22 protein-coding genes are annotated in these 23,277 nt (G+C 75.8%); 18 read left to right on the forward strand and 4 right to left on the reverse strand.

The window, feature by feature from the left end; translation table 11 throughout:
- Positions 1-44: 44 nt before the first annotated feature.
- From A2CP1_RS19495 to A2CP1_RS19560, 14 genes are all read left to right on the forward strand, one after another.
- The gene (locus tag A2CP1_RS19495; protein ID WP_015934932.1) at positions 45-1,880 is read left to right on the forward strand and encodes a PAS domain S-box protein; all 1,836 of its coding nucleotides are present in this window, start codon (positions 45-47) and stop codon (positions 1,878-1,880) included.
- Positions 1,877-3,331, forward strand: a complete 1,455-nt coding sequence (locus tag A2CP1_RS19500) for a sigma-54-dependent transcriptional regulator (RefSeq protein ID WP_015934933.1) — start codon at positions 1,877-1,879, stop codon at positions 3,329-3,331. The genes A2CP1_RS19495 and A2CP1_RS19500 overlap by 4 nt, the downstream gene beginning before the upstream one ends.
- Positions 3,332-3,737: 406 nt before the next feature.
- Positions 3,738-5,078: a cytochrome ubiquinol oxidase subunit I gene (locus A2CP1_RS19505; protein WP_015934934.1), complete on the forward strand. Its 1,341-nt coding sequence runs from the start codon at positions 3,738-3,740 to the stop codon at positions 5,076-5,078.
- Between the two features lie 13 nt (positions 5,079-5,091).
- Positions 5,092-6,138 (forward strand): cytochrome d ubiquinol oxidase subunit II, encoded by a 1,047-nt coding sequence (gene cydB, locus A2CP1_RS19510; RefSeq protein ID WP_015934935.1) that lies wholly within the window; start codon positions 5,092-5,094, stop codon positions 6,136-6,138.
- A 127-nt stretch (positions 6,139-6,265) separates the two neighbouring features.
- Entirely contained in the window at positions 6,266-7,081 is an 816-nt protein-coding gene (locus tag A2CP1_RS19515) for an alpha/beta fold hydrolase (RefSeq protein WP_015934936.1), read from the forward strand.
- On the forward strand, positions 7,078-7,866 hold the full coding sequence (locus A2CP1_RS19520) for a methyltransferase domain-containing protein (protein ID WP_015934937.1): 789 nt from the start codon (positions 7,078-7,080) through the stop codon (positions 7,864-7,866). Before A2CP1_RS19515 ends, A2CP1_RS19520 begins: the two co-directional genes overlap by 4 nt.
- Positions 7,867-7,934: 68 nt before the next feature.
- Positions 7,935-8,624 (forward strand): hypothetical protein, encoded by a 690-nt coding sequence (locus A2CP1_RS19525; protein WP_015934938.1) that lies wholly within the window; start codon positions 7,935-7,937, stop codon positions 8,622-8,624.
- A gap of 259 nt (positions 8,625-8,883) precedes the next feature.
- Positions 8,884-9,480, forward strand: coding sequence for an RNA polymerase sigma factor (locus A2CP1_RS19530; RefSeq protein WP_232288280.1), 597 nt, complete (start codon positions 8,884-8,886; stop codon positions 9,478-9,480).
- On the forward strand, positions 9,477-10,097 hold the full coding sequence (locus A2CP1_RS19535; RefSeq protein ID WP_015934939.1) for an isoamylase early set domain-containing protein: 621 nt from the start codon (positions 9,477-9,479) through the stop codon (positions 10,095-10,097). The genes A2CP1_RS19530 and A2CP1_RS19535 overlap by 4 nt, the downstream gene beginning before the upstream one ends.
- Positions 10,098-10,099: 2 nt before the next feature.
- Positions 10,100-10,993, forward strand: a complete 894-nt coding sequence (locus A2CP1_RS19540; RefSeq protein WP_015934940.1) for a hypothetical protein — start codon at positions 10,100-10,102, stop codon at positions 10,991-10,993.
- Complete coding sequence (locus A2CP1_RS19545; RefSeq protein WP_015934941.1) at positions 10,990-11,358, forward strand: glycogen-binding domain-containing protein; 369 nt, start codon at positions 10,990-10,992, stop codon at positions 11,356-11,358. The genes A2CP1_RS19540 and A2CP1_RS19545 overlap by 4 nt, the downstream gene beginning before the upstream one ends.
- A gap of 63 nt (positions 11,359-11,421) precedes the next feature.
- The gene (locus tag A2CP1_RS19550) at positions 11,422-12,306 is read left to right on the forward strand and encodes a hypothetical protein (protein ID WP_015934942.1); all 885 of its coding nucleotides are present in this window, start codon (positions 11,422-11,424) and stop codon (positions 12,304-12,306) included.
- 61 nt (positions 12,307-12,367) lie between these two features.
- Positions 12,368-14,149 carry a serine/threonine-protein kinase gene (locus tag A2CP1_RS19555; RefSeq protein ID WP_012527771.1) on the forward strand — a complete coding sequence of 594 codons (1,782 nt, stop codon included), beginning with the start codon at positions 12,368-12,370 and terminating at the stop codon, positions 14,147-14,149.
- 19 nt (positions 14,150-14,168) lie between these two features.
- On the forward strand, positions 14,169-14,945 hold the full coding sequence (locus A2CP1_RS19560) for an FHA domain-containing protein (RefSeq protein ID WP_015934943.1): 777 nt from the start codon (positions 14,169-14,171) through the stop codon (positions 14,943-14,945).
- A gap of 15 nt (positions 14,946-14,960) precedes the next feature.
- On the opposite strand, the gene A2CP1_RS19565 is transcribed toward A2CP1_RS19560, so the two are convergent.
- Both A2CP1_RS19565 and A2CP1_RS19570 read right to left on the reverse strand, forming a co-directional pair.
- Positions 14,961-15,749, reverse strand: a complete 789-nt coding sequence (locus A2CP1_RS19565) for an enoyl-CoA hydratase-related protein (RefSeq protein WP_015934944.1) — start codon at positions 15,747-15,749, stop codon at positions 14,961-14,963.
- Positions 15,746-15,958 (reverse strand): acyl-CoA carboxylase biotin carboxyl carrier protein subunit, encoded by a 213-nt coding sequence (locus tag A2CP1_RS19570; RefSeq protein WP_011422791.1) that lies wholly within the window; start codon positions 15,956-15,958, stop codon positions 15,746-15,748. The genes A2CP1_RS19565 and A2CP1_RS19570 overlap by 4 nt, the downstream gene beginning before the upstream one ends.
- A 214-nt stretch (positions 15,959-16,172) precedes the next feature.
- On the opposite strand from A2CP1_RS19570, the gene A2CP1_RS19575 reads away from it, so the two are divergent.
- A complete protein-coding gene (locus tag A2CP1_RS19575; RefSeq protein WP_015934945.1) occupies positions 16,173-16,646 on the forward strand; it encodes a PaaI family thioesterase in 474 nt (157 codons plus the stop codon).
- Positions 16,647-16,733: 87 nt separating this feature from the next.
- On the opposite strand, the gene A2CP1_RS19580 is transcribed toward A2CP1_RS19575, so the two are convergent.
- Complete coding sequence (locus tag A2CP1_RS19580) at positions 16,734-17,573, reverse strand: response regulator (protein ID WP_015934946.1); 840 nt, start codon at positions 17,571-17,573, stop codon at positions 16,734-16,736.
- A 269-nt stretch (positions 17,574-17,842) separates the two neighbouring features.
- Between A2CP1_RS19580 and A2CP1_RS19585 the strand changes: the two genes are divergently transcribed.
- The gene (locus tag A2CP1_RS19585; RefSeq protein ID WP_015934947.1) at positions 17,843-18,616 is read left to right on the forward strand and encodes an SDR family NAD(P)-dependent oxidoreductase; all 774 of its coding nucleotides are present in this window, start codon (positions 17,843-17,845) and stop codon (positions 18,614-18,616) included.
- Between the two features lie 243 nt (positions 18,617-18,859).
- On the opposite strand, the gene A2CP1_RS19590 is transcribed toward A2CP1_RS19585, so the two are convergent.
- On the reverse strand, positions 18,860-20,494 hold the full coding sequence (locus tag A2CP1_RS19590; protein ID WP_015934948.1) for an OmpA family protein: 1,635 nt from the start codon (positions 20,492-20,494) through the stop codon (positions 18,860-18,862).
- A 239-nt stretch (positions 20,495-20,733) separates the two neighbouring features.
- Between A2CP1_RS19590 and A2CP1_RS19595 the strand changes: the two genes are divergently transcribed.
- A complete protein-coding gene (locus tag A2CP1_RS19595; RefSeq protein ID WP_015934949.1) occupies positions 20,734-22,089 on the forward strand; it encodes a TrpB-like pyridoxal phosphate-dependent enzyme in 1,356 nt (451 codons plus the stop codon).
- Between the two features lie 222 nt (positions 22,090-22,311).
- Positions 22,312-23,277 (forward strand): ABC transporter substrate-binding protein, encoded by a 966-nt coding sequence (locus tag A2CP1_RS19600; protein WP_015934950.1) that lies wholly within the window; start codon positions 22,312-22,314, stop codon positions 23,275-23,277.

The raw sequence follows: 23,277 nt of genomic DNA on the forward strand, positions 1-23,277 counted from the left end.
ATGTGCGTGCCCCGCCGCCGCGCCCGGCGCTACCATCGCGCCGGATGGCCGCCGCACCTGCCCCCTCCCCCGCGCCCGCGCGCGCCCCGCTCCGCGTGGCCGCGCCCGCCGACCTCGCGCCGGTCGGCGAGGCGCTCGCGGCGCTCGGGATCGGCCTCACGCTGGTCGACCGCGAGATGCGGGTCCAGCTCGCGAACGACCTCGTCCGCGACCAGGCCCCGGAGCTGTCCTGCGGCGCGGATCACTGCTTCGCGGCGCTGTGGCGCAAGGCGCAGCGCTGCTCCGACTGCCTCCCGCTCCTCGTCTTCCGCACCGGCGAGCCGCAGGAGGGCCTGCGCGAGCGCGGCCGCCCGGGCGCGGCGCCGGAGGCGTGGCGCGTCCGCGCGGTGCCGGTGCACGACGCCGGGGGGCGGCTGGCCTGGGTGGCGGAGTCGTTCATCCGGCTCGCCTCGCTCGCGCCGGACCTCGCCGGGCGCGCCCCCGCGGCCGAGGCGGGCGCCGCTGCGCTGGTGGTCATCGACCGCGAGGAGCGCATCGTCTCCTGGAGCCCGGCGGCGGCGGCGATGTTCGGCTTCCCGCTGGAGGAGGCGCTGGGCCGGCGCATCGATCTCATCGTCCCCGAGGACAAGGTGGACGAGGAGCGGGCGCGCGCCGCGCGGGTGGCCGCCGAGGGGCGCGCCCCGCGCACCGAGACGGTCCGGCGCGCCCGCGACGGGCGGCGCGTCCCGGTGGCGGTCTCGGCGGTCGCGCTGCGCGACGAGGCGGGCGCGCTGGTGGGCAGGACCTGCGTCATCGAGGACCTCTCCGCGCTGCACCAGCTCCGGGGCCAGGTGCGCGCGCAGGAGCAGCTCCTCGCCCACATCACCCGCGAGGCCGCCGACGCGATCCTCGCCGTCGATCTCACCGGGAACGTGACCAGCTGGAACCGCGGCGCGGAGCAGCTCCTGGGCTGGTCCGCCGCGGAGATCACCGGCCAGCCGCTCACCCGCGTCGCGCCGGCCGGCCCGGTGGCGCGGCTGCTGGAGCGGGCGGTGCAGCGCGGGGCGCAGCGCGGCGTCCGGATGGAGTGGCAGGACGCGCGGGGCGCGCCGGTGCCGGTGGACGTCTCGGCGGCGGCGCTGGGCGGCGACCGCGCGCCGAGCGGCGTGGCGCTGGTGGCGCGGGATCTGTCGGCGCAGGTCCGGCTCGACCGGCAGCTGGTGCGCTCGGAGAAGCTCGCCATGGTGGGCAGCCTGGCGGCGGGCCTGGCGCACGAGATCGGCACGCCGCTGAACGTGATCAGCGCGACCGCGGAGTTCCTGCTGCCCGACGCCGGCGAGGAGGCGCGGGCCCAGCTCCGCGGCATCGTCGCCGAGACCGAGCGCATCAGCCGGCTGGTCCGCGACCTGCTCTCCTTCGCGCGCGGCACCTCGCCCGGCAAGACCGCGGTGGCGCTGCCCGGCGCGGTCGCGCGGGTGCTGTCGCTGCTGCGCATCACGCTGGAGCGCCGCCGCGTGCGCCTCGAGACCCGGCTCCCGGACGACCTCCCCGCGCTGCACGCCGACCCGGACGGCCTGCACCAGATCCTCCTCAACCTGGTGGTGAACGCCTCGCAGGCGGTGGCCGAGGGCGGGCGCGTGGTCGTGGCGGCGCGCGCGGTGGAGGAGGACGGCGAGCGCTCGGTCCAGCTCGAGGTGCACGACGACGGTCCGGGCGTCCCGCCCGCGCTGCGCGAGCGCGTCCTCGATCCGTTCTTCACCACCCGCGCCGAGGGCACCGGGCTCGGCCTGGCGGTGGTGGCGCGCATCGTGGCCGACCACGGCGGCGACCTCCGGGTCGGCACCGGGCCGCTCGGCGGCGCGTCCTTCACCGTGCAGCTCCCGGCCGAGGAGGGGCGATGAGCGCGGGGACGGCGGAGGCGGCGGCGCCGCGGGCGGGCGCGCTGCGGGTGCTGGTGGTCGAGGACGACCCGCGCCTGCTCGACATCCTCACCCGGCACCTCGACCGCATGGGCTACGCGGTGCGCGGCGCCGGCGGCGCGGCGGCCGCGCTCCAGCTCCTCGAGGCCGCGCCCGCCGACGTGGTGCTCTCCGACGTGCGCATGCCGGGGATGGACGGGCGCACGCTCCTCGCCGAGGTGCGGGCGCGCCACCCGGACGCGAAGGTGATCCTCATGACCGCGTTCGGCAGCGTGGACGACGCGGTCGAGGCGATGCAGGCCGGCGCGTACAGCTACGTGGTGAAGCCGTTCAAGGTGGAGACGGTCGCGGCCGTCCTCCGCAACGCGGCGCGGGAGCTGGAGCTGCACCGGGAGGTGGACGGGCTGCGCCGCGCGGTGGCGGAGCGCTTCTCCGCCGACCGGCTCATCGGCGGCTCCGCCCGGATGCGCGAGGTGCGCCGGGCGCTGCGCGAGGCCGCCGAGGTGGGCGCGACCGTGCTCGTCACCGGCCGGAGCGGCACCGGCAAGGAGATGGCCGCCCGCGCCATCCACTACGGCGGCCCGCGCGCCGCCGGCCCGTTCGTGGCGGTGAACTGCGCCGCCATCCCCGAGCCGCTGTTCGAGAGCGCGATGTTCGGCCACCGCCGCGGCGCGTTCACCGGCGCGGTCGAGTCGCAGGCCGGCTTCGTGGAGCAGTCGTCCGGCGGCACGCTGTTCCTCGACGAGGTCGCGGAGATCCCGCCCGCGCAGCAGGCCAAGCTGCTGCGCGTGCTGCAGGAGGGCGAGGTCACGCCGGTGGGCGCCGCCCGGCCCGTGAAGGTGGACCTGCGGGTGGTGGCGGCGGCGAACCGCGACCTCGAGCAGATGGTGGCGAAGGGCGCGTTCCGCGAGGACCTGTTCTACCGGCTCAACGTGCTGCGCATCGAGCTCCCCACGCTCGCCGAGCGCGCCGAGGACGTGCCGGCGCTGGCGGAGCACCTCCTGCTCGACATCGCGCGCGGCCACGGCGTGCCCGCGCTGGGCTTCACGCCCGAGGCGCTCGCCGCGCTGGAGCGCCACCGGTGGCCGGGCAACGTGCGCGAGCTGCGCAACGCGGTCGAGCGCGCGCTGCTCGCCGCGCGCGGCCGGCGCATCGACGCCGCCGACCTTCCCGCCGCGGTCGTGCGGGCCCCGACCGGCGCCGAGGCGGTGCCGCCGCCCGGCGAGGGCGGGCTCACGCTCGCCGAGGTGGAGCGCGCGCACGTCGAGAAGGTCCTCGCCATGGTGGGCTGGAACCGCTCGCTCGCGGCGCGGCTGCTCGGCATCGACCGCCGCACGCTGTTCACGAAGATCCAGCGCTACGGGCTCATCGGCCCGCTGCGCCCCGGCCCGGGCGGCGGCGGGGACGCGGACGACGAGGACGCGCCGGGCTGAGAGCACGTGAACCCATCCCCTCCCGTCGCCGCGGCGGCCGATCCGCGTCGCATCGCGTCGTTGCTCCTCCCTCACATGCCTCGGGGCATGCTCGGTCGTCGCGCTTCGGTGCTCGCGGCTCGACCGCCTGGCTCGGTCCGGGGATGGATTCACGCGCTCTGAGCGCCGGCCAACGTACAAGACGATCCCACCGCCGCCCCCGCAGATCCGCCCCACCCCCCGCCCGCCGCGCCTGCGCGCCCGCGCGCAGGCGCGCAGCTGCCCGGCCCGCCTCGGAGATCCGGCGCGGCGCGCCCCGGCCGACCGGTGGCACCCCGGTTGCTGAAGCGGGCCCCGGCGCCCGCGCGGCGGGCCGCGGCGATCCACGGTGGACGCCCCGGGCCGCGCGCCGGCGAAGGAGGCCCCCATGGACGCACTCACGCTCGCGCGGCTCCAGTTCGCGGTGACCGCCGGGTTCCACTTCCTGTTCCCGCCCATCACCATCGGCCTGGGCTGGCTGCTCGTCCTGGCCGAGTGGTTCGGCTGGAAGCACCAGGACGCGGTCTACGTCGAGGTGGCGAAGTTCTTCGGCAGGCTGTTCGCCATCACCTTCGCGGTCGGCGTGGCCACCGGCATCGTGATGGAGTTCCAGTTCGGCACGAACTGGTCGGCGTACTCGAAGTTCGTGGGCGACATCTTCGGCGCCCCGCTCGCCGCGGAGGGCGTGTTTGCGTTCTTCCTCGAATCCACCTTCCTCGGGCTCTACCTGTGGGGCCGCGGGCGGGTCTCGAAGGGCCTGCACTGGTTCTCGGCGCTCATGGTCGCGGTGGGCGCCACGCTGTCGGCGTTCTGGATCATCGTCGCGAACTCCTGGCAGCAGACGCCCACCGGCTACGTGGTCCGGAACGGCCGCGCCGAGCTGGTGGACTTCTGGGCCGCGGTCTGGAACCCGTCCACGCTCCCGCGCTACTTCCACACCGTGGTGGGCGCGCTGGTGGTGGGCGCGTTCGTGATGGCCGGCGTGGCCGCCTGGCACCTGCTCCGCGACGCCGAGTCGGCGTTCGCGCGCAAGGCCCTGAAGCTCGCGGTGGCGTGGGGCCTCCTCGTCTCCTGCCTGGAGGTGATGCCGTTCGGCCACCTCCACGCGCAGCAGGTGGCGCGCACGCAGCCGGAGAAGTTCGCGGCCATCGAGGGGCTCTACACCAGCCAGACCGGCGCGCCGCTGGTGCTGTTCGCGGTGCCGTTCTCCGAGCCGCCGCGGCTGAAGGGCACGCTCGAGATCCCGGGGCTCCTCTCCTGGATGGCGTTCGGCGACACCGGCGCCCACGTGCAGGGCCTCGACCAGTTCCCGCCCGCGAACCGGCCGCCGCTGTGGCTCACGTTCGTCTCGTTCCACAACATGGTGCTGCTGGGCGTCTGGTTCATCGCCATCATGGCCTGGTCCGCCTGGCAGTGGTACCGCGGGCGCCTGTGGACCGACCGCTTCACGCTGCGTGCGCTGGTCTGGTCCATCCCGCTGCCCATCGTGGCCTGCCAGCTCGGCTGGGTGGCCGCCGAGGTCGGGCGGCAGCCCTGGATCGTCTACGGCCTGCTGCGCACCGGCCAGGCCCACTCGCCGACGGTGACCGCCGCCGAGATCGCGTTCTCGCTCGGCCTGTTCGGCCTGGTGTACCTGGCGCTGGGCGCGCTGTGGCTGACCCTGATGGTGAAGAAGGCGCGCGTCGCGCCGCGCCTCCCCGCCGCCGAGCGCGCGCGGGCCGCCGCCTGAGAGGAGACCGACCATGGATCTCAACGTCATCTGGTTCGTGCTGGTGGGCGTCCTCATCGCCGGCTACGCGGTGCTCGACGGGTTCGACCTCGGCGTGGGCGTGCTGTCGCTGTTCGCCCGCGACGAGGAGGAGCGGCAGGTACACCTGAAGGCCATCGGCCCGGTGTGGGACGGGAACGAGGTGTGGCTGCTCACCGGCGGCGGCGCGCTGTTCGCGGCGTTCCCGGTCGTCTACGCCACGGTGTTCAGCGGGTTCTACCTCGCGCTCATGCTGCTCCTGCTCGCGCTCATCGCCCGCGCGGTCGCGCTCGAGTTCCGCGCGCAGCTCGACGGGGCGGCCTGGCGGCGCGGCTTCGACCTCGCGTTCGGCATCGGCAGCCTGCTCCCGGCGGTGCTGCTGGGCGTGGCGGTCGGCAACGTCCTGCGCGGCGTCCCGGTGACCGCCGAGCAGGAGTGGGCGGGCAGCTTCCTCGGGCTGCTCCACCCGTACGCGGTGCTGGTGGGGCTCGTCTCCCTCTCGATGTTCGCGATGCACGGCGCGCTCTGGCTGCGCCTGAAGGCGGAGGGCGCGCTCGAGGCGCGGATGGCCCGCTGGATCCCGCGGCTGTGGGGCGCGTTCGTCGCCACCTACGCGATCGCCACCGCGGCGTCGCTGGTCGAGGCGCCGCACCTGTTCGCCGGCGTGCTCGCGAACCCGCTCTTCCTCGCGCTGGCCGTGCTGGTGGTCGCGTCGATCGCCGCCATCCCGGCGCTGAGCCGCCGCGGCGCCGCCGGCAAGGCGTTCCTCGCCTCGTCCGTCGCGATCGTCGCGATGATCCTGGTGGCGGCGGTCTCGATGTTCCCGCGGCTCGTGCCCTCCTCGATCGACCTCGCGAACAGCCTCACCATCTACAACGCGTCCTCCTCCCCCCGGACGCTCGCGGTCATGCTGGTGATCGCGCTGGTCGGGATGCCGCTCGTGATCGGCTACACCGTGCTCGTCTATCGCGTGTTCCGCGGCAAGGTCCGCCCCGGGACCGGCGGCCACTACGGGGAGCCGGCCCGCGCGATCCAGCCCTAGGGGCCGTCCCCGCCCCGAAGGTCCGGCGCCCCCCTTCCGCCGGTCCCCGCCGCCTCGTCAACCGTGACCTCCGGGTACGGTTGACGAGGCGGTCCTCGCTGGTATCCTGCGCCACTCCGGCCCAGCGATGCCCCTCCTCGTCACCGACAGCGGCGTGCGCCTCGCGTACGCGGATCGCGGCGCCGGCGCGCCGCTGGTGCTGGTCCACGGCTGGTCGCTCTCCTCCGCCGCGTTCGACGACCTCGCCGTGCGGCTCCCCGGTCGCCGCCTGGTGACGCCCGACCTGCGCGGCCACGGCGGCTCCGGCGCGGCGCCCTTCGCGCTGGAGGACCTGGGCCGCGACCTCGCGCTCCTGCTGGATCGGCTCGACCTCCGCGGCGCGGTGCTGGCCGGCTGGTCGCTCGGCGCGCAGGCCGCGCTCGCCGCGCTCCCGGCGGTGCGCGCACGGCTCGCGGGGCTGGTGCTGATCTCCGGGACCCCGCGCTTCACGCTCTGTGACGGATGGCCGCACGGGCTGCCCGCGCAGGCGCTGGAGGTGCTGGCGCACCGGGTCCGCCGCGAACCGGCGCGCGCGGCGGCCCGCTTCTTCGACGGCATGTTCGCGCCCGGCGAGCTCGACCCGGCCGCGCGCGCGCGCACCGGGGCGCTCCGCGCCGCGATCCCCTCGCCCGGCTCCGCCGCGGCGCTCGCCGGGCTGGACGTGCTCGCCGCCGCGGATCTCCGGCCCACGCTCGCCGGCGTCGGGGTGCCCGCGCTGGTGATCCACGGCACGGCCGATCCGATCTGCCCGCCCGGCGCCGGCAGGGCGCTCGCGGCGGGCATCCCCGGCGCGCGCCTCGCCCTGCTCCCCGGCGCCGGCCACGCGCCGCACCTCACCCGCCCGGACGAGGTCGCCGCGCTGCTCCAGGCGTTCCCCGCCGGGGCCGGGGCGGTGGCCGCGTGAACCGCGTCGACAAGCGCCGGGTCCAGGCCGCGTTCTCGCGCTCCGCCGCGGCGTACGACGCGCGCGCCTCGGTGCAGCGCGAGGTGCAGGACCGCGTGCTCGCGCTGGTGGCCGAGGCCGCCCCCGACGCGCGGCGCGTGCTCGACGTCGGCGCCGGCACCGGCGCGCTGCTGGCCCGGCTCGCCGCCGCGCGCCCCGGGCTCCGGCCCGCGGCGGTGGACCTGGCCCCGGGCATGGCGGCGGCGGCGCGCGCGCGCCTGCCCGGCGCCGCGGTGGCGGCCGGCGACGCGGAGGCCCTGCCGTTCGGCGACGCGCGCTTCGACCTGTTCCTCTCCACCTCGGCGTTCCAGTGGCTGCCGCGGCTCGCGCCGGCGTTCGCCGAGGCGCGCCGCGTGCTCGCGCCGGGCGGCGTGCTCGCCGTGGCGCTGTTCGGCGCCCGCACGCTCCACGAGCTGCGCGGCGCCTGGCGCGAGGCCGCCGGCCCGGGCCCGGGCGAGCGCACCCATCGGTTCTTCGACCGCGACGAGGTCGCCGCCGCGCTCGCCGCCGCCGGCCTGCGGGTCCGCGCCGTCGTCGAGGAGGAGCGCCGCGAGCAGCACGCCGACGCGCGCGCGGTGCTGCGCGCGCTGAAGGAGATCGGCGCCACCGCGGCGGTGCCCGGCGCGCGCGGGCTGGGCGGGCGACGCGCCACGCTCGAGCTGCTCCGGCTGTACGAGGCCCGCCACGGTGGCCCCGCCGGCGTGCCCGCCACCTGGCACGTGGTGTACGCGCTCGCGCAGCGCTGACCCACCTGTGGGCGCTGCACCCAGCCCGGTACCCTGCCGCCCGGCGTCCGCCGCGCTACCCTCTCGCGATGTCCCGACCGCGCCCCTTCCCCGCCGCCGTGCTCGCCGCGCTCGCCGTGGCGACGCTCGCGGCCGCGCCGGGGATCGCGGGCGCCGACGCGGCCCGGGACGCCGACCGGGCGGAGGAGGAGGTCGCCGCGCCGGAGCGCGGGGCGGCCCGGCCGCTCCACCGCTCGCCCTGGTACGTGGGCTTCGGCCTGGGCTACGGGACCGGGGCGGTGGGCTCGAGCGTCGACCGACGCAGCTTCCGCGACCTGGTCGGCGGGACCTCCACGTCGCTCGCGGCGCAGCTCGAGGCGGGCGCCACGCTCGGCGCCCGTACCCTGCTCGGCGGCGAGCTGCTGGTGGCCGGCGCCGCCGCGCACCCGGACGATCCGCTGCTCGGCCGCACCACGCGCACCGTCCGCGTCGCGAACCTCGACGCGGTGCTCACGTTCTTCCCGCTCGGCGACGGGCTCTTCTTCCGCGCCGGCGCCGGCGCCTCGCGGCTCTCTCTCTCGGTGAAGTCCGCCTCGGGCAGCGAGGGCGACGCCTGGCTCGGGACGAACGTGCTCGGCGGGATCGGCTACGCGTTCCGGATCGGCCGCCGCTTCAGCCTGAGCATGAAGCTCGACGGCTCGCGCCAGTGGTACCGCGGCGCGGCGGGCCCCGGCGCGTCGCGCTTCTGGGCCGCCTACGGCGGCTTCGCGTGGTACTGAGCGTCCGGTGGGGGCCCGGCGCGCGCGGACCGTCTCCCGGCCACGGGACACCCCCTCGGCGCCGCCCTCGACGTGGGGAGGCGAGAAGGTCGGAGCACCCACCATCCCTGACCGGCTCGCACCCGATAGCGTCGCGTCGCGCGTTCACGGCCCTTTCCGCCCCATGGCGGCCGCGCTAGTGTTCGCTCGAAGCGTCGTTCGATGGTCGAAGGGGGATCCCATCGCTCGCCTGGCCCAGAGACTCGCGCTCGCCGCTCCCGTGACGCCGCAGGCCGAGGCGGACGTCCTCGACCTCGCCGAGCTCGCGGATCGCGACGCGGTCGAGCGCACCCTCGCCGGCGACACCGACGCGTTCGCGGGCGTGGTCCGCCGCCACGCCGGCGGCCTGGTCGGCATGTGCAGCCGCATGGTGAGCGACCCGCGCCTGGGCGAGGAGCTCGCGCAGGAGGCGTTCGCGCGCGCCTACACGCGGCTCGCCTCGTTCCGCGGCGACTGCCGCTTCCGCCACTGGCTCTACCGCATCGCCGTGAACGGCTGCCGCGACTGGCTGAAGGCCGGGGCGCGGGCGGAGCGCGCCAGCGACCTCTCCGGCGACGAGCTGGTCAGCGCGGTGGACCCGGAGCGCGACGCCGCCGCCCGGCAGGCGCTGCTCGCGCTGCAGGGCGCGCTCGCCGCGCTCCCGGCCAAGTACCGCGAGGCGTTCACGCTGTTCCACGTCGAGAACCTTCCCTACGAGGAGATCGAGGCGGCCACCGGCGTGCGCGTCAACGCGCTGAAGGTGCGCGTGCACCGCGCGCGCCTGATGCTGCGCGAGCGCCTCGGCGACCTGCTCGATCCCGACGAGGTGACGCCGTGACGGAGCGCGAGCTCCAGGACCTGCTGGACGGCCGCCCCGGTCCGCTCGCCGCGGAGCGGCTGCTGTCGTCCCTGCCGCCGGAGGAGCGCCAGGCCGCGCTCCGCCTGGTGGCGCTCTCGCGCCTGGCCGGCGCCGGCCCGCGCCCCACGCCGTCCGACGACTTCGTCCGGCGTACCCTCGTGCGCGTGCGCGCCAGCCGCCCGCCGCGGCGGCGGCCGCTGCTCGCCTGGCTGACGGCGCCGCGCCTCTCGCCGCTCGGCGCGCTCGCCGGCGCGGGGGCCGCGGCGTTCCTGGCGCTGGCGGTGGCCCGCTTCCCGGCGCCGCCCCCGCCGGACGCCGCGCGCGCCCCCGAGGCGCGGGTGGTGCGGGCGCGGCTCGCGCTGGCCGCCCCCGACGCGCGGGTGGTGCGCGTCGCCGGCGACTTCAACGGCTGGAAGCCCGAGGTGACGCCGCTCCGGCGCGGCGCCGACGGCGTGTGGACGGTGGAGGTCCCGCTCCGGCCCGGCCGCCGCTACGAGTACATGTTCGTGGTGGACGGCTCGTGGACCACCGACCCGGGCGCGCGCGCCCTCGCCGACGACGGGTTCGGCGGGAAGAACGCGATCCTGGACCTGTAGGCGTGCTCGCGCCGAGCCTCGTCGCCCTCGCGCTGTGCTCGGCCGCGCACGGCGGCAACGGCCGCCTGGTGCTCTCGGCGCGCGCCGGCGCCGGGTGGGCCGGCGACACCTACCTGGGCGCGGACATGGGCGGCGGCGCGTTCGCAGAGCTGGCGCCCTCGGCGCGGCTGGATCTCTCGCTGGCGCCGCGCCTGAAGCTGGACGCCACCGGCGAGGTCTCCCTCGCGCGCTACCAGGCCGGCGGCTTCGGCGCCACGTCCGGGTCCGCCGGGGTCCGTACCCGCTGGCTCGGCGACGGATGGGACGCCTCGCTCGCCGCGGCCGTCGAGCACGCCGCGTTCACCTCCGGCGTGCCGCTCGGCGACCTCGCCGCCGGGCCACAGGTGGACGCCACCACCGCGGCGCTGCTCACGCCGCAGCTCCGGGTGCGGACCGGGCCGGTCGCGCTGCGCGCCGCGGTCACCGGCGCGCTGCGCTCCTCGCGCGCGTCCGGCGACCGGGTGGGCGAGCGCGGGCTCGCGGCGCTCGCCGCCGCGGAGTGGGCGCCGTGCCGGCGCGCGGCGCTGGAGCTGTCGCTCCGGCACGAGCGCGTCGCGAGCGAGGACCCCGCGTTCGAGCTGCGCGCCTGGGGCGGCGCGGCGAGCGCGCTCCTCAACCCCGCCGGCGCGCTGGAGGCGTCGGCGGTCGCGCAGGTGCACCGCGCCGCGCTGCACGGCGGCGTGGACGAGACGGCCTGGCGCGCCACGCTGGACCTCGCCCATCCGGCGGGCCCGGTCTGGCTGGTGGTCTCCGGCGGCTGGGCCCGCAGCGCGACCGGCGGCGCCGGGCGCGCCGTGGCCGACCGCGCGACGGTGTTCGCGGGCGTGCGCGGCAGCGCGCGGGTGCTCTCGTGGTGAGCGGGCGCGGCCGGCTCGCGGCGCTGGCCCTCGCGGCCCTCGCCGGCGCGGGCGCCTGCGCGCCGCGCGCGACCGTCCGCGCGCCCGCGCGGGCATCCACCCAGGGTGAGCGCGCGCCCACCGTGTTCACGTTCCGGGGCCCCGCCGAGGCGGTCGCGCTGCGCGGCACCATGACCGGGTGGGACGCGCTCCCGCTCGAGCGCGAGGGCGATCGCTTCGTGCTCGCGATATCGCTCGCGAGCGGTCGCTACGAGTACCGCTTCGAGGTGCGCCGCGGCGGCGAACTGCGTATCGTGCTCCCGGCGGACGCCGAGCGGGTGGACGACGGCTTCGGGGGCGAGAACGCGGTCCTCCGTGTCCCGTAACCGCGTGCTCCCACGCTCGTCGGGTCGGGTGGTGCGGACGTCGGCAGAACGGAGACACCGTCGGTGATCGTCGCGCTTTTCCTCACCTCGCTCGTCCTCGGCGTCCCCGCGCCGTCGGCGCCGTCCGCGCCGGACCCGGTGCAGGCGGCGGGCGCCGCAGGCGTCCCCGCCGCGCTGGCCCGCGACGTGGCGAGCCGGGCGGGGGCGCGCGGCGTCGCGCCGGAGCGGGCGCTCGCGCCGGTGGTCGCGGCTGCCCGCGCCGGCCTGCCGGGCGAGGTGGTCGCGGCGAAGATCCTCGAGGGCCTGGCCAAGGGCGCCCCGCCGGAGCGCGTGCTCGAGGTCGCCGCGGAGCTGGGCGGCCGCCTCTCGCGCGCGGCGGCGCTGGTGGCGCAGGCGCGCGCCTCCGGGCTGCCGCTCCGCGGCGACCGGACCGCGGCGCTCGCCGACCTGGCCGGCGCGCTCGGCGCGGGCGTGCCGCCGGACGCGGTGCTCCAGCTCGTCGACGCGGCGCGGGGCGCGTCCGGCGGGAGCTGCGAGGCGGTGGTGGCGGCGGCCCGCACGCTCGGTGAGCTGGCACGGCGCGGCGTGCCGGTCCGGGAGACGCTGCCGCTCGGCGCGGCGCTCGCGCAGCGCGCGCCAGCGTCCGCCGGCGAGGTGGCGGCGCTCTACGACGCGTACCGGGCCGAGGGCGGCCGGGACGCGGCGGCGTTCCTGGTCGAGGCCGAGCGCCGCGTCCAGGCCGGCGCGGCGCTGCAGGGCATGGTGGACACGTTCGGCGAGTCGCCCGACCACCTGGTGCGCGCGCGGAGCCGCGCCGCCGACGCCGCCGCCGGCGGCCTGGACAAGGCCTCCGAGCACGTCCGCAGCGCGCGCGAGGGCGTCGGCCCCGGGTCGCCGCCCGGCCTGGAGCGCGTTCCACCCGGCCGCGGGCCGAAGAAGCCCAAGTAGGACCGCCGCCCACCGGTGCGTCGCCTTGTGGTCCCCCGAGGGGGCGGGCTAACATCCCGCCGTGGTCGAGGCCGCCCCTTCCATCCCGACGGACTTCAAGCCGCACCTGTTCGGCAAGTTCTTCCTCCTCCAGCGTCTCGCCATCGGCGGGATGGCGGAGATCTTCCGCGCGCGCGTCCCGGGCGCCGGCGGGTTCGAGAAGGAGCTGGTGGTGAAGCGCATCCTGCCCGCGCGCGCGCAGGATCACGGCTTCATCAAGATGCTGGTGAACGAGGCGAAGCTCACCGTCCAGCTCACCCACTCGAACATCGCCCAGGTCTACGAGTGCGGGAAGATCGACGGGAACTACTTCATCTCGATGGAGCTGGTGAACGGCGTCTCCCTCAAGGAGATGATGCAGGCCTTCGCCCGCGCCGGCGCGCAACTCTCGCCCGAGCAGGCCATCTACATGGTGCTGCAGCTCCTCACCGGGCTCGACTACGCGCACAAGAAGACCGACGCGCAGGGCCAGCCGCTGCAGATCGTCCACTGCGACGTCTCGCCCGACAACGCGCTCGTGTCCTGGGAAGGCGAGATCAAGCTGCTCGACTTCGGCATCGCGCGCGCCGCCACCGGGCTGTCGAACTACAAGGAAGGCATGCTGATGGGGAAGCTCGGGTACGTCGCGCCCGAGCAGGCCTCGCTGGAGCGGCGCTGGGATCACCGGGTGGACCTGTTCGCCGCGGGGATCCTGCTGTACGAGCTGCTCACCAAGCAGAAGCCGTTCCCCAAGGCCACCGACGTCGAGTCGCTCGTCGCCGCGCGCAAGGCGCGGGTGGTGCCGCCGACCTCGATCGACCCGCGCCTGCCCAGGGAGATCGACGCCATCGTGGCGCGGGCGCTCGCCTACGATCCCGACGAGCGCTTCACCGACGCGCGCGCGTTCGCCGGCGCGCTGGTGGACGTGCTCTTCCCGACCCCGCAGTCGTCCATCCAGGACCTGCTCGGCAAGCAGATGCAGCAGGTGTTCGCGGAGAAGATCGCGCGGCAGCGCAGCGCGCGCGCCCACGACCCGCTCATCATGAAGGTGCTCTCCAACCTCGCCGAGAAGCAGCAGGCGCAGGCGGAGTACGAGCGGCTCTCGGCGCCGGCCACCACGCCGCCGGCGGGGCTGCCCGCCGCGGCCGGCTCCGGCGCGTCGCCCTTCGACCCCATCGCGCCGCTGCCCTCGGACGTGCTCCCGGCCGCCGAGCCGGCCCGGCCCCCGCCGCGGAAGGCGCGCAGCCACCGCCCGCCGCCGCGCGAGGGCATCCGGCTGCGCACCGCCGTGCTGGTCGGGCTGGTGCTGGCGGTCGGCGGCGCCGCCGGGCTGCACTACGCCGAGACCTGGCTGCGCACCGGCATCCTGGTGGTCACGTCCGAGCCGCCCGGCGCCGAGGTCACGCTGGATGGCGTCCGCTCCGGCGCGACCACGCCGGCGGTGCTGGAGGGGCTCGTCCTGTCGAGGCCGCACCAGGTCGCGCTGGACGGGCCGGGCGTGCGCGCGGTGACGATGGACCTGGCGCCGGTGCCCGGCACGCTGGTGCGCCGCGTCCACGCCCGGCTCGAGACCGCGCTCGGCGCGGTGACGATCGAGAGCCAGCCGGCGGGCGCCGAGGTGCGCCTGGACGGGCGCGTGGTCGGGCGCGCCCCGGTGACGGTGCTGGGGGTGCGCCTCGACGAGCGCCACCGCGTGGACCTCACCCTCCCCGGCCACGAGATCGACCAGTTCGTGGTGCTGCCGGAGAAGGACGGGACGCGCTTCACCCGCAAGCTCGGCCGCAGCGATCAGCCCGAGCCGCGCGAGAAGGCGATCGGGCCGTAGCCCGGGGGATCGGCGTGCGATGAAGCTCGTCATCGAGGACGCCGAGGGGACGCGGTCGGTGGTGCCGTTCGACGGCGACGAGGTCAGCGTCGGCCGGGCGCCGGAGGGCAACTCCTTCCACATGGCCGATCGCGACGTGTCGCGCCGCCACGCGCGGTTCGTGCGCGCCGGCGGCGCGGTGTTCGTCGAGGACCTGGGCAGCCTCACCGGCACGCGCGTCAACGGCGAGCGGATCTCCGGGCGGCGGCGGCTGCGCGAGGGCGACCTGGTGGAGATCGGCGCCTACGATCTCGCGCTGCTGCCCGACGTGGACGCGGCCGGCGCGGGCGCGCCCCCGCCCATCCCGCACGGCGCGCGCACGCCGGATCCGACCGCCGGCCGCCGCACGCCCGAGCCGGGCACCGCCGCGCCGCCGCCCGGCCGCCCCACCCCGCCCAGCCTGCGGATCCCCGTTCCTGCGGCGGCTGTCGCGCCCGCTGCACCGACCCCGGCCGCGGCGCCTGCCCCCGCGCCGTCCGCGCAGCCCCCGCCGGCCGCCGCCGCGCCGTCGCGGCCCACGCCGCGCCCGTCCGCGCCGGCCCACGCCGCCCCCGCGCCCTTCCCCTCCGCCCCGACCCCCGCCGCGCCCGCGGTGGCGCCGCCCGCCCCGCGCACCTCGCGCACCGGCCGCACCGTGGCGGTCGCGCTCGTCGCGGGAGCGGTGGCGCTCGCGCTCGGCATCGCCGCCGGCTGGACGGTGGGCCGGCTCGGCGCCGCGCCCGCCGCGGAGCCGCCCGGCGCCCCCGCGTCGCGCTGAGGCGCGCCCGCGCCGTCACTCACCGCGGAAGCGGGGCGGCCGCCGCTCGGCGCGCGCCTGCCGCGCCTCGCGCATGTCCGCGCTCTCGAACGCGCGGCGCCGGAGGCCGGCGATCTCCTCGCGCTCCCGCTCGGACAGCCCGCGCTCGTGCATGCCCTCCAGGAGCTGGAGGATCCGCTTCATCCCCTGCACCGCCAGCGGCGCGTTGGCCGCGATCTCGTCGGCCAGCGCGAGCGCCACCGCCTCGGCGCCGGCGGCGGGCGCCACCCGGTTCACCAGCCCCCACGCCAGCGCGGTGGCGGCGTCCACCGGACGGCCGACCAGGAACAGCTCGCGCGTGCGCGCCGCGCCCACCAGGCCGAGGAACCGCCGGATCCCGCCCTCCGGGTAGACCACCCCGAGCTTCGCCGGCGGCAGGCCGAGCAGCGCGCCCTCGCGCGCGACCCGCAGGTCGCACGTGGCCGCGAGCTCCAGCCCGCCGCCGAACGCGCCGCCGTTCAGGAACGCGACCGTCGGGCAGGGGACCGCCGACAGCGCGTCCGCGACGCGCTCCACCGCCTCGTCCGGGCGCAGCCCGGCGCGCGAGGTGCGGCCCATCTCGGCGAGGTCGAACCCGGACGAGAACGCGTCCTCGCCTGCGCCGCGGAGCAGCAGGCAGCGCACCCCGTCCCGCGCGGCGGCGGCGCAGGCCTCCTCGAGCTCGTCCAGGGCGCGGAAGTCGAGCGCGTTCCGCTTCGCGACGTTGTCGACGACGAGGACCCGGACCAGGCCGCGGTCCTCGGTGCGGACGCGCCGGCCGGTCATCCGACGACCAGCAGCACGTCACCCTCGGTGACCGACTGGCCCTCGCGGCAGCGCACCTCCTGCACCGTGCCGCCGTCCTCGGCCTCGAGCGGCATCTCCATCTTCATCGACTCGAGGACCACCAGCACGTCCCCGGGGCTGACCGGGTCCCCGGGCTTCTTCTCGATCCTCACCACGGTGCCGGTGATGTGCGCCGCCACGTTCGCCATCGGTGTCTCCGTCTCGGGCGCCGGACCTGGGGCGCGTGCGGGCCGAAGGTAGCTTGCCCGCCCGGGCCCGGCAACGGGCACGGTGGGCGCCGTCGGCGCCGCGCGCTCCGACCTCGCCCGGCACCCGCCGCGCCCCGCGCGCCCGCCCGGCAGGGCGGCTATCCTCGGGAGGCGGGGTCAACCGTCCTTCCCCGCCGCCACCCCGGGAGCCGCCATGTCCGACGCCGCCGAGCCCAGCCTGCAGGAGCGCTACGCCCCCCGGAACGCCTGCTTCGGCTGCGGCCCGGCCAACGCGAAGGGGCTGCGCGTGCGGAGCTTCGAGCGTGGGGACGAGGTCGTGGCCGAGTGGCAGGCCGAGCCGCACCACGAGGCGTTCGAGGGCATGCTCTCCGGCGGCATCACCGGCACGCTGCTGGACTGTCACTCGAACTGGACCGCGGCGGTGCACCTGATGCGCAAGGCCGGCCTGGACGCGCCGCCCTGCACCGTGACGGCGGACTTCCACGTGCGGCTGCTGCGCCCGACGCCCACCCGCGGCCCGGTCCAGCTGGCGGCGCGGGTGGTGGAGTCCGGCGAGGACCGGGCGGTGGTGGAGGCGACGCTGACCGCGGACGGGAAGCTGCGGGCCACCTGCCGCGGCACGTTCGTGGCGGTGAAGGAGGGCCACCCCGCGTATCACCGCTGGTGAGCGCCGCCGCGCGGCCGCGGCCTGAACGCGAGAGGGCCCGCCGTGGCGGGCCCTCGAGCGCTGGAGGCTTCGTGCTGCTGCCCCCGTTCACCGGCGGGAGGCCGGTTTCGCGTCTGCCCGATCAGTGCCAACCTCGGCGTCCGCCGTCAACGCCTCCCGGCGGGCCTCCTCGCGAGGGGGAGCCGCCTGCAGGTGAGCCGCCCGCCCGTCGAGCAACGATCGGACCGCGCCGGAGAGATCCTGGTAGCTCACCGGCTTGCGCAGGAACAGCGAGACGCCGAGCCCGGAGAGCCGCTCGCGCTCCTGCTCACCCCCTGCGGTGATCACCACCACCGGCAGGTGGGCCAGCGTCGGCTCGGCCCGGATCCGCTCCACCAGCGTGATGCCGGAGACGATGGGCATGAAGACGTCGGTCACCACCACGTCCACGGCCGGCGCGCGCAGCAGCCGGTCGAACGCGGCCGCGCCGTCGCTCGCCACCTCGATGCCGAGGCCCGGGACGTGCTCGGTCTCGGACAGCCGGCGCAGCGCCGCCGCGTACATGGTGGCGACGAGCGCGTTGTCCTCCACGAGGAGGATCCGGAACGACGGGTCCGGGTGGCGCACCCCGGCCACCCGCCGCGCCACGTCGGCGAGCCGCGCGCGGTCCTCGGGGCGATCGTCGGGGACGCGCACCGCCACGCCGGCCGGCGAGCCGTCCGAGCCGTCGCGGCGGCGCACCACCTCGATCTGGAGCTCGACGGGCTCGAGGAGCTGCGGGAACGAGAGCACCAGCGTGACGCGCTCGCCCTCGTCGAACGAGCGCTCGGTGCGGATGAACAGGCCGCCCGCCGAGAGGTTCTCGGTGTAGTCGAGCACGTTCTCGGCGCCCAGGTACTGGACCGCCAGGATCAGCGGGAACCTGGGGTGGGCGCGCCGTTCGTCCATCGCCGCTCCTCGTCCGCGCCGCACGCCGGCGGGACCTCCATGACGCTCGCCTACTGTAGCGCTTCGCCCGCGGGTCCGCGCCTTCCCGGCCGCGCACCACGGTGCACCATGAGGACGCGACGCGCAGAGGGGTGACGCCGTCGGTGCGCCGCGGCGCGGGGGTCGTGCGGGCGGGTGTGCGGCCGTGCGGCGCGCACGCCGGAGGTTGCACCTCCCCTCGCGCCGCCGCTATCGTCGCACGGGCTCGCCCGGGCGAGCGGGAGGCGATCATGGCCGGCATCGAGGGGCGCGTGGCGCTGGTCACCGGCGGTGGGCGCGGCATCGGGCGCGCCATCGCGCTCGCGCTGGCGCGCGCCGGGGCCGACGTGGCGGTGTCGGCCCGCAGCGTGCCGGAGATCGAGGCGGTGTCGGCGGAGGTGGCGGCGCTCGGGCGCCGCACCCTGTTCCTGCCGCTCGACGTCTCGGACCGCGCGCAGCTCGCCGCCGCACCGGCGGCGGTGGCGGCCCGGCTCGGCCCGGTGGACGTGCTCGTCAACAACGCAGGGATCCACGCGAGCGCGCCGCTGCAGCGCATGGACGACGAGACCTGGGACGCGCTCGTCGCGGTGGACCTCACCGCCCCGGTGCTGCTCACCCGAGCGTGCCTGCCCTCGATGTACGACCGCGGCTTCGGCCGCGTGATCAACGTCTCCTCGGTGGCGGGCCGGATCGGCCTGAAGTACGGCTGCGCCTACTCCTCGGCCAAGCACGGGCTCATCGGCTTCACCCGGAGCCTGGCGCTGGAGGCGGCGCGCAAGGGCGTGACGGTGAACGCGATCTGCCCGAGCTGGACGGAGACGCGGATGCTGGACGAGGCGGTCGAGGACATCGCCCGCGCCACCGGTCGCAGCGAGGCGGAGGCGCGCGCGGCGATCCTGAGGGCGAACCCGCTCGGCCGCGCGGCGCTGCCGGAGGAGGTGGCCGACGCGGCGGTGTTCCTCGCGCTGAACGGCGCGGTCACCGGCCAGGCCCTCCACGTCGACGGCGGCGAGGTGATGGCCTGAGAGCACGTGATCCCCTCCCGTCGCCGCGGCGGCCGATCCGCGTCGCATCGCTTCGTTGCTCCTCCCTCACATGCCGACGGGCATGCTCGGTCGTCGCGCCTCGCGCTGCTCGCGGCTCGACCGCCTGGCTCGGTCCGGGGATGGATTCACGCGCTCTGAAGACGGCGCGGCCGGGCGCGCCAGGGGCGCGTCCGGCCGCGGAGGACGCCGCCGCCCGTGCGGGCGGCGGCCCCGGTGCGATCGCTACGGGTTCGCGTTCTGGATGGTGAACTCGACCCGGCGGTTGGCCTCGCGGCCCTTGGCGGTCTTGTTGGACTCGACCGGCTGATCCGGGCCGAAGCCCTTCGCCTCGAGGCGCGACGCGTCCACGCCCTTCGAGACCAGGTAGTCCTTCACGGCCTCGGCGCGCTTCTGCGAGAGCGCCCGGTTCGTCGCGGCGGAGCCGGTGCTGTCGGTGTGGCCCTCGATCGTCACCACGCCCACCTGCGGGTTGGCGGCGACGAGCTTCGCCACGTCGTCGAGCAGCGCGTTGGACTTCGCCTTGATGGTGTCCTTGCCGGTGTCGAAGTAGACCTTCTCCTTGATGTCGATCTTGCCGGCCTTGATCTCGGCGCGCTCCGGGGGGCAGCCCTGGTTCTCGGGGATGCCCGGCTTGTCGGGGCAGCGGTCCTTGTCGTCCGGCACGCCGTCCTTGTCGGAGTCCTTCGGGCAGCCCTGGTTGTCGGTGGCGCCGGGCACGCTCGGGCAGCGATCGAGGCGATCCGGCACGCCGTCACCGTCGGTGTCCTTGTCCGGGCAGCCCTGGTTCTCGGCGACGCCCTTCTCGAGCGGGCAGCGGTCCTGACCGTTGGCGACGCCGTCGCCGTCGTCGTCGAGCGTCGGGCACTGCTCGGGCGTGTGCGACTGGCCGGCCGCGCAGGGATCCGGGGGCGGCGGGGGCGGCGGCGGGGCGGCCTTCTTGCCGCCGGTGAACGCGAAGCCGATCAGGCCGCGGTAGGTGGGCGTGCCGGGGGACTCCATGAAGCCGGGGCCACCCAGGGCGTAGATCTCGCCCTCGCCGAAGCCGTAGCGCACGCCGGCGAGCAGCTCGGCGTTCTGCGACAGGCCGTCGAAGTTGAACGCGCCGCGCGCGGTGAGCTCGGCGCGCAGCTTGCCGGTGGTGGCGACGCCGATGCCGCCGAGCACCTCGTGCGAGAGCTTGTCGCCTGCGGTGAGCTCCACGTCCTTCGTGCGGAACTGGCCGCCCGCGTCCGCCATCACGCGGAGGCCGCCGAAGGTCTTCCCGACCTCGAGGCGCGGCGCGATGATGAAGCCCTTCTCGCCGCCGTAGTCCACCTTGTCGGTCCACGGGAACACGACCTCGACCGCGATCGCGCTCGCGAGCGGCGCGCCGGCGCGCTCGCTGGTGATGCCGTAGCGGAGCATCGCGGAGGGGGCGGCGACGCCGCCCTGCGTCGGGTGGTTGATGGTGGTGTCACCCAGCGGCGACACGTAGTTCTCGGCGTACTGGTAGGCGACGGCCGGCACGTGGATGCCGAGCTCGAGGCGCTTCCAGAGGTTCATCGCCAGGTTGAGGTGGATGGTGGCGCGCTCGCGCAGCAGCTGCGTCTCCTTGGTGCCGTCCGAGAACAGGCCGCGCCCGCGGAGCTCGCCGTTCGTCAGGAGCACCATCGGCGACCGCTCGTAGTGGCCGGTGAGCGCCGCGCGGAACTGGCCTTCCTCGAGCACCTCGCCGTCGCCGAGGACGAGCGAGCCGTGCGCGGTGGGATCGAGGCGAAGACGCTGGCTGTCGATCGCCGGCCGGAAGTTCTGGGCGCTGGCCGTGCTGGCGAGCGCCAGCATGGCTGCCACCGCCAGGAAGCGGATACAGCGTGTCATGTGAAACCCCCTGAAATGGGCGGAGTAGGGTCCCCCTGGGACCTCGAACGGACGGCATTTTGCCACCTCCGGTGGACCCGGCGTCGGGAATTGCTCTACACACCTGAGGGGGGCGCCCCCTTAGGGCCTCCGAGGCAAGCGGTCGCCTTGACGCCCCTGTCGGGCTCTGCGCTAATGATCGATTTCTCGCGCCGCGCCCTCGGGCCTGCGGCGCCGGCCATCCCTCCTGCGAGGCGCGAATGCAGACGAAGTTCCTGCTCGGCGAGAACCAGATCCCCACCCACTGGTACAACGTCATCCCGGACCTCCCGGAGCCGCTGTCCCCGGTGATCCACCCCGCCACCGGCAAGCCGGCCAGCCCGGACGACCTGGTCCGGATCTTCCCGCCGCAGCTCATCGAGCAGGAGGTCTCGACCCAGCGCTGGATCCAGATCCCCGAGCCGGTCCGCGAGATCTACCGGCTGTGGCGGCCGGCCCCGCTGTTCCGCGCCCACCGCCTGGAGAAGGCGCTCGGGACCCCCGCGCACATCTACTACAAGTACGAGGGCGTCTCGCCGGCCGGCTCGCACAAGCCGAACACCGCGGTGCCGCAGGCCTACTACAACAAGCTCGCCGGCACGAAGCGCCTCGCCACCGAGACCGGCGCCGGACAGTGGGGCTCGTCGATCGCGCTCGCGGCGCAGATGTTCGGGCTCGCCTGCACCGTCTACATGGTGAAGGTGTCGTACGGGCAGAAGCCGTACCGCCGCAGCATGATGCAGCTCTGGGGCGCGGAGGTGATCCCCTCGCCCTCCGACCGCACCGCCGCGGGCCGCGGGATCCTGGCCGCGGATCCGGAGAGCCCCGGCTCGCTCGGCGTGGCGATCTCCGAGGCGGTGGAGGACGCGGTCACCCACGAGGACACGCGCTACGCGCTGGGCAGCGTGCTGAACCACGTCTGCCTGCACCAGACCGTGATCGGGCTCGAGGCGAAGGAGCAGCTCAAGCTCGCCGGCGAGTACCCGGACGTCGTCATCGGGTGCCACGGCGGCGGCTCCAACTTCGCCGGCATCGGCTTCCCGTTCCTCGCCGACAAGGCCGCCGGCAAGGACGTCCGCATCCTCGCCATCGAGCCGTCGTCCTGCCCCACGCTGACGAAGGGCGCGTACACGTTCGACTACGGCGACACCGCCAAGATGGCGCCCATCATGCGGATGTACACGCTGGGTCACGACTTCATGCCGCCCGGCATCCACGCCGGCGGCCTGCGCTACCACGGCGCGTCGCCGCTCGTGTCGCAGCTCGTGCACGCGGGCCTGGTGGAGGCGCGCGCGGTGGGGCAGCTCGCCTGCTTCGAGGCGGCGGTGCAGTTCGCCCGGGCCGAGGGGATCATCCCCGCGCCGGAGTCGTCGCACGCGATCCGCGGCGCGGTCGAGGAGGCGCTGCGCGCGAAGGAGGAGGGGAGGGAGCGCGTCATCCTCTTCAACCTCTCCGGCCACGGCCACGTGGACATGACGTCGTACGACCAGTTCCTCTCCGGCAAGCTCGACGACTTCGAGTACCCGGAGGAGAAGGTGCGCGCGTCGCTCGCGCACCTGCCCAAGGTCGAGCTGTAGGCGAGGCCGCCGGGCCGCGCGGGCGCCCGCGCGTGCCCGGTGACGCGTCGCGCGAGCGAGCGCGCGCCGGGAGCACCTTCGGTGCGACGACCCAACCGAGATCGAGCGCCCCGGTGACACCCGCGCAGGCGCCCGGTTAGGTTCATGCGTCCGTCGTTCGACAACTGTCCGTGAACATCACCGCGGCGCGCTCCCCCGCTCGCCGCGACGTCCGGAGGTCCCATGGTCCGCATCGCCGCCCTCGCGGCGCTGCTCGCGCTCGCGAGCGGCCCCGCCCGTGCCCAGGAGACGGTCCGCCTCGGCAACCTCAAGTTCGCCCACTACGGCGCGGTCTCCTACATGAAGGAGCACTGCAAGAAGTTCGGGCTCAACGTGGAGGAGATCGTCTTCCCGAAGGGCATCGACATCTTCCCCGCCATCGTGAAGGGCGAGGTGGACCTCGCCGCCAGCGCCGCCGACGCCGCCATCGCGAACCGCTCCGGCGGCGGCCAGGTCTACGTGGTCGCCGGCTTCGCCAAGGGCGGCGCGCGCCTCGTGTCCGCGGTGGACCAGGCCATCACCAAGGTCGCCGACCTGAAGGGCAAGAAGGTGGGCGTGGCCCGCGGCGGCGCGCAGGAGCTGCTGCTGCTCGCCGAGCTGTCCAAGGCCGGCCTCACCTGGTCGGACAAGCCGGGCAAGGACGTGCAGATCGTCTACATGGCGTTCGCCGACCTCAACCAGGCGCTCATGCAGAAGCAGATCGACGCCATGTGCCAGTCCGAGCCGCAGTCGTCGCAGGCCATCAACAAGGGCTTCGGCAAGGAGGTGCTGAAGCCGTACGACACGCCGCTCGGCGAGCCGGTCCGCGTGATGGTGATGACCGAGAAGCTCTACAAGGAGCGGCCGCAGGTCGCGCAGAAGGTGCTCGACTGCTTCGTGGACGCGACCAAGTACTTCATCGACAACCCGAAGGCCGCCGAGAAGTACGTCGTCGAGCAGATGTTCAAGGGCCAGATCACGCCCGAGGACTACCGGGACGCGATCTCCAACTCCCCGTTCTCCTACGACGTCACCGCCGAGCACATCCAGATCACCACCGACCTGATGGCGAAGTACGGCGTGGGCAAGATGCAGAAGCCCCCCAAGGCCACCGACTGGGTGAAGACCGACCTGCTGCAGCACGCGAAGCAGAAGGCGGGCGTGAAGTAG

It is taken from the genome of Anaeromyxobacter dehalogenans 2CP-1 (assembly GCF_000022145.1).
GTDB classification, from domain to species: Bacteria; Myxococcota; Myxococcia; order Myxococcales; family Anaeromyxobacteraceae; genus Anaeromyxobacter; species Anaeromyxobacter dehalogenans.